This window comes from Clostridium sp. AM49-4BH, assembly GCF_003478335.1.
Lineage (GTDB): Bacteria > Bacillota > Clostridia > Lachnospirales > Lachnospiraceae > Butyribacter.
In genome coordinates, this window is record NZ_QUFB01000008.1 from 75,312 (window position 1) to 81,867 (window position 6,556).

Here is a 6,556-nt window from a genome sequence, read left to right on the forward strand (position 1 = left end):
TTCACAAACTGATCACTGCCGGCTTATGCCTAAAGTCTCACTGACAACCAAATCACTGCTGTCCGTACGCCCGACATATCTAATAATTCATAAAGGTACTGTGCAAAATTGCCACAGTACCTTTCATTGTACTATATTGCGTAAATTTGTCAATAATTAACCCGGTGACTTCGGCAATTTATGAACCCGGCAACTCCGGCAATCCTGTAATCAACTCAGCGACTTTGGTAATTCTATTCGTATCTGTGTACCAACCTGCGGTTCACTCTTGAGAGACAAAGTACCATGAAGCTGCACAACAATATGTTTTACGATCGCCAAGCCTAAACCCGTACCGCCTGTTGACTTTGATCGGCTCTTATCCACTCGGTAAAAACGTTCAAACACGCGAGTCTGATGCTCTTTTGGAATACCTATACCGGTATCTTTCACTTCCAAATATGCGGTATACTCATCTGCCATTCCAACGTTCAGGCACACCGATCCATCCTTTTTGTTGTATCGGATCGCATTGTCCACCAAATTGTACATCAATTCATCGATCATCTGCAGGTTTGTTCGGATCACACAGCTTTCCGTCTGCGTCGTCAATTGCACCTGATGCTTCTGTGCACTCATCTGCAGCAGCTCCACACAACGCCCTGCTGCCGTCTGCAGATCAACGTCTTCTAACAGAAGTTCCGGTCCGGTCGAGTCAAGCTCCGACAAACGGATAATATCATTAATTAACGACAACAGCCGATTTGCATTTTTATGGATCTTAGCAGCAAAAGCGAGTACATCATCTCCCTGCACCATCCCATGACTGATCAACTCCGCATAACCGGAAATTGCAGTAAGTGGCGTTTTCAACTCATGCGAGACATTTGCCGTAAATTCCTGTCTGATCTCTGCTGTCTGCAATATCTCTTTGTGCTGCTTTTGTATTTTTCGCACAAACGGTCGAAGTTCCTTATACACACTCGTCACGTCCGAATCGTTAATATGCTGTGCAAGTTCATCGATCGGTGACACAATACTTTTCGTGAGAAAATGCGCCACGAAAATACATACAATGATAACGATACATATAAACGATAACATGATCGGCAGTGCTGACATTAAAATTCCTATAATACTACTGCTATTCTTAGCCAGACGAAGTATATTACCATTGTCCAAACGCACCGCATAATAAATCGTATTGTCTCCGATCGTCTCTGAATGACGTATCGTATTTCCCTCGCCATATTTGAGAGCTTCCTTGATCTCCTCGCGGTTTTTATGATTCCCCATCGATGCTTCATCTGCCTCAGAATCATACAATACCGCTCCGTCTGTATCTACCAGAGTAATACGAAGAGGCGTTGCGATCTTAACCTGACCGTTTTCCGCTTTTTGATCTGCGTACACCGTCTTTTTTAAGGTCTGTGCATAAATACGCAGATCATCGATCACTTCCTGTTTCAGTACTGTATAATTGACAATAGTGGCAAGCAAAGTCGTTACTATGATTGCCACTATCGTCAACAATACGAAAAGCCAATTAATTCGTTTTCGCATGGTTCATTATCTCCTATCACTCTTCCAATTGATATCCTACGTTACGCACCGTTCGGATCTTTTTACCTGCATCCCCCAGTTTGTGGCGCAGTGTTTTGATATGCATATCTAAGGTGCGGGATTCTCCCTCGTAATCCATGCCCCAAATACGCACCATAATGTCCTCTCTCTGCAGTACGATCCCTGTATTGCTCATTAACATTTTTAATAGTTCATATTCCTTATAAGTCAGCGTGATCGGCTCTCCCGACACTTTAACCTGACGTTTCTCATCGTTAAGTTCGATCTCGCCAACCTTCATCTGCTTGATCTCATGATTTTGCATGCTTCGACGTAATAATGCCTTTACGCGGGAGATCAACTCCATCACGCCAAACGGTTTTGTAAGATAATCATCTGCACCACGATCCAGCCCCTTGACACGATCTAATTCTGTTGTTTTGGCCGTCACCATAATGATGGGAACATAACGGGATTCTGCCCATTGACGCAGCTTTTTGACAATAGATAATCCGTCCTCATCCGGCAACATCACGTCTAACACGATCAGATCCGGTACCTTTTCATAAATGCGGCTCCAAAACTCCTTGGCAGAACCAAATTCCTCTACGGTATATCCGGAATTTTTGAGGGAAAACGCCTCGATCTCCCGAATATTCACATCATCTTCTACAATATAAATATGTGCCATTGTCTTTCACCAAACCTTTCCTTTGTGCACTATGATGGCAACCGATATTCTTTGCAGTACTCTTCAAACATCTGTCCAAAGAACGGATCTTCATCCTCTTTCAATTTATCCAAATACTCATGCATTTCATAACCGTCTGCCTGCGTCTGTATCAAACATACCGCAATGTTGGAGCAATGGTCTGCCACACGTTCAAAATTAGTCGTAAGATCCGATAATACAAAACCAAGTTCGATCGTGCATTTGCCTTTACGCAGACGTTTTATATGCTTTTTCTTGATCTCATCATTCAAGCGATCGATCACTTCTTCTAACGGTTCTACCCGACTCGCCTTGATAATATCTGACCGATCATACGCATCAAAAGTTATATCTACAATATCTTTTACTGCGGCTTCATAAACACGCAGCTCCTTTTTTGCCTTATCGGAAAACTTTTTCTTCATATTATGGAACTGCTCTGCCGATTCCATAATATTATAGGCATGATCGGAAATACGCTCGAAATCACCGATACAGTGCAATATAAGCGATACCGACTGTGAATCCTCATCCGACAGCTCCGCATTTCCGATCTTCATCAAATAGGTTCCGATCTCGTCCTCGTAATGATCCACGGTCGACTCAAGCTCTGCCACTTTTTTTGCCTGTTCTTCATCATACTGTTCAAACAGGTCGATCGCATATCTGATTGAATTTCTGGCATCCTCTGCCATCTGCAATGCCGCTGTTTTGGCCTGTGCAACTGCAAAAGACGGTTTTTCTAAGAAACGCTCATCCAACACATGTAACGTTGTCTCCATCTGCTTCTCTTCGGCACTTTCCGGGATCGTCCAAGTTGCCAGGCGCACCAGAATACTCCGAAATGGAAGCAGCAATGAAGTTGCTAATACGTTAAAGCACGTATGCACGATGGCAATACCCATGACACCTGCTGCCTGACCCATAAAGGAAAATCCGATGAACGCATTTAACAGATAAAACAACACCATAAACAAAATCGTACCAATTAAATTAAAGTAAAAATGTACTAACGCTGCTCGCTTTGCATTTCTGTTGGCTCCTACCGCAGAAAGCAATGCAGTAATACAAGTTCCAATGTTCTGACCCATGATGATCGGAATGGCCGAGGAATAGCTGACCGCTCCCGTCAGACACAATGCCTGTAAAATACCTACCGATGCGGAAGAACTTTGGATCACAGCCGTTAATATCGTTCCGGCGATCACTCCTAAGATCGGATTCTCAAATACCGTAAACAGTCTTGTAAACTCTGGCACATCTGCAAGTGGTTTCACTGCTTCACTCATCGTGTCCATACCAAACATCAATACCGAAAAACCGATCATGATCGTTCCAATATCTTTCGGTCTGCTCGACTTGGCAAATAAGATCATGCTAACACCAACAATTGCTAAAATCGGCGTAAACGAACTTGGTTTGAGCAATTCTACGAATAAATTGTCACCTTGAATACCGGTAAGACTAAGCAGCCATGATGTCACCGTGGTACCGATATTGGCTCCCATAATAATGCCAACCGCCTGATTGAGTTTCATGATCCCGGAGTTGACAAATCCAACCACCATAACGGTTGTTGCCGATGACGACTGGATCACCGCCGTCACACCGGCACCCAAAAGCACCGCTCTCATCGGTGAACTGGTAAATTTTTCCAAAATCTGTTCCAGTTTACCACCGGAAGTCTTGGCAAGCCCATCTCCCATCACATGCATTCCATACAAAAACAAAGCAAGCCCGCCTATCATTGTCAATACGCCAAATATATCCATGCTTATCCTCATTTCCACGCACACAAGTTATCTGGTTCTGGTGCGTTATTTTTACATACATTTTACATAGTAGTTGCAAAGTCCAAATAAATCTTATGTAAAATCTATGTAAAGTTTTTTTACATTCACAATTTTTGGCTGTATTGTATACCCTACTCAAACTTCGCACATCAAAAATGATGAATACCTTGCTTCCGGGACTTCGAGTTTCCGAAGGGCATGTAAATCAATCATCAGAGACAACAAAATCTAGAAATCACCTAAAACGTAATTGCGGCAAGGCAATTACTATAGTTCTCTGCTGGCAGAAATCGCTATGTTGTGGCTGCAAAATACTTAGTATTCTGACATAATAAGCAATCTGTGACCTGGCAGTAGCTTTGGATGTGCGAAGTTTGAGTACCTTACATGATCTGTAAGATCAGACAATCCCTAATGCCTGTTTTGCCAGCATATCTGCCATATCGTTATAGTGATCCCCTGAGTGCCCCTTTACTTTCTGAAAAGTCACATGTACCTGGGACTTGATACTATCATAAAATGCTTTATAAGCCTGTGTCCCTTCTTTGCCAGCTTTCCATTCGCCCAGACACCATTTTGCGATCCCCTCATAGTCGTGCACGATCGTGATCTCTGACAGCCCCTCGGCAACTGCGTATCGCATCGCACATTCTGCACCCTTGATCTCCCCTGCGACATTATGCATTGCAGCAAGCGACGGATCATTTAACTTCTCCTGAAAACAGAGTTCTTTCCCATCCCGTAAGATCACAACGCCATAAGAAAATTCCCCGGTCCCGCTGTGATAACTGCCATCTACATAGGCAACCACGCCGGATCTTTCGACCTGTTTCGTCTCTCCTGTCACAAAGGCAAGCGCCTCTGCCGCCGTCGGAAAGCTTTTATAAACGGCACCGGAATAGCCATCCACTTGTGCTTTACAATCAGCCCACGTTCCATAAACTCCTGGTGTTCGTCCTGTCTTTACCGCATAAAACTTTTTTGCCATGCAAAATCCCCTTTCTGACACATATATCTTTACACATTTTCATTTACTGTAGCATACTATCTAAACGGATGCAATTTTGATTCATCTTTTCAAATGAGCAATAATATCGTAAAATAGAAAGTGCACTTACTTTGTGCAACAAAAAGAAAGGTGATGTATAAATATATGACTACACAAAATAATCGATTGACACCCGTTTTATCGAATAATCTGGTACAATCCGATGGAGTCACGAAAACGCAAAAGCAAACCATCTTTGAAAATATGAGCGACGGCATCATTACCGTAACCGCAGACGGTTTGATCAATTATGTCAATTCTGCCGCAACACAGATCTTTGATCTGTCGGAAGAGTCACTGGTAGGGCAATCCTTTGCAGAAACACTGCTCTCTTCCCGCAAAAACAAGGCATTTAACCGACTGTTCAAAAAATGTTCCAAAAAGAACTGCCCTTCCTCCAAAGAAACGGTAACATACACAACCCCAGAAGGCCAAAAGCATCTGCGCATTACTATCAGTCTGGTCAAACAATCAACAGGTGCAGATTCTGAATATGGTATGCTTATACTTGTTGAAGATATTTCCGATGCCGAAAATCTTAAGCAGCACGAGCGCGACTGTGCACTACTGTTTGCCGGTATCGTGATATGCATTACACTGTATCTTTCCGCTTGGAGCCTCATCCGCTTCACCTTACATATTCCACTAAAAGCCTCCTTTTATACACTAATGATCGAGGCAATGACATTGATCTTGTTTTTGGAGATCATCTTTTTTACGAGTTTTTCTCTAAAAGATGTCGGTCTGATACCGCGAAGAAAAAATATTCTTTCCAATATAAAGCAAACGGCAACGATCTGTCTTTTTGCAATAGCCGTACTGCTTGTGGCTAAATTATTTTTACGTGTTCTTGGTGCTCCGGTCAAACAAAACTTTATGGGTGGCTCTGTGCATGGTGCCGTCACGTATTTATTCACTGCACTGCTACAGGAGTTTTTAGCACGTGGTGTCATTCAAACCAGTGTCAAAAACTTAATGCGTGTCAAACACCAGATCCCGGTCAGCATCTTTTTGACGTCGATGCTCTTTACGTTAATGCATCTTCCTTATGGTTTTATTTTCATGATGGGTGCTTTTTTGCTAAGCATTGCGCTCGGAATCCTCTTCGAACAGCAAAAAACAATCTGGGGCTGCTTCTTCCTACACTGGAGCATCGGTTACCTAGCCATGTGCCTATTCTTTTAAGATCAAGGCATTCAAGCTTCCCATACCCCACTATCTCACACGGCCACATATTGCTTATTATGTCAATAATATAATAGCTATTTTGCAGCCAACAAAGTAAATTATCCTGCCATCAAAAAAACTAAAGCAATTGCTGAAGAACGCAGAGTTTTCATGTGATTTCTTATTTTGTTAAGTCTCTGATGAATACATGCCTGAAGGATTGTCTGAGATGTCCCGGTTTAGCAAGGTATCATCCATTTTTGGACGGGACGCTTTCGCTACGATGCGCTACGT

At 42.8% G+C, this 6,556-nt stretch carries 5 protein-coding genes; 1 reads left to right on the top strand and 4 read right to left on the bottom strand.

Translation table 11 applies throughout. The features are described 5' to 3' along the window. Nucleotides 1-210: 210 nt before the first annotated feature. The 4 genes from DW981_RS04000 to DW981_RS04015 all read right to left on the bottom strand — a co-directional run bounded on the left by DW981_RS04000 (nt 211) and on the right by DW981_RS04015 (nt 5,035). Nucleotides 211-1,542 carry an ATP-binding protein gene (locus DW981_RS04000; protein WP_118506849.1) on the bottom strand — a complete coding sequence of 444 codons (1,332 nt, stop codon included), beginning with the start codon at nt 1,540-1,542 and terminating at the stop codon, nt 211-213. Nucleotides 1,543-1,558: 16 nt separating this feature from the next. Continuing rightward, nucleotides 1,559-2,233, bottom strand: a complete 675-nt coding sequence (locus DW981_RS04005) for a response regulator transcription factor (protein ID WP_022024256.1) — start codon at nt 2,231-2,233, stop codon at nt 1,559-1,561. 29 nt (nt 2,234-2,262) lie between these two features. Beyond that, nucleotides 2,263-4,026 carry a Na/Pi cotransporter family protein gene (locus tag DW981_RS04010; protein WP_118506850.1) on the bottom strand — a complete coding sequence of 588 codons (1,764 nt, stop codon included), beginning with the start codon at nt 4,024-4,026 and terminating at the stop codon, nt 2,263-2,265. A gap of 421 nt (nt 4,027-4,447) precedes the next feature. Further along, entirely contained in the window at nt 4,448-5,035 is a 588-nt protein-coding gene (locus DW981_RS04015; protein WP_022025701.1) for a ribonuclease H family protein, read from the bottom strand. Nucleotides 5,036-5,200: 165 nt separating this feature from the next. On the opposite strand from DW981_RS04015, the gene DW981_RS04020 reads away from it, so the two are divergent. Further along, entirely contained in the window at nt 5,201-6,280 is a 1,080-nt protein-coding gene (locus DW981_RS04020; RefSeq protein WP_022025702.1) for a type II CAAX endopeptidase family protein, read from the top strand. Nucleotides 6,281-6,556 lie beyond the last annotated feature (276 nt).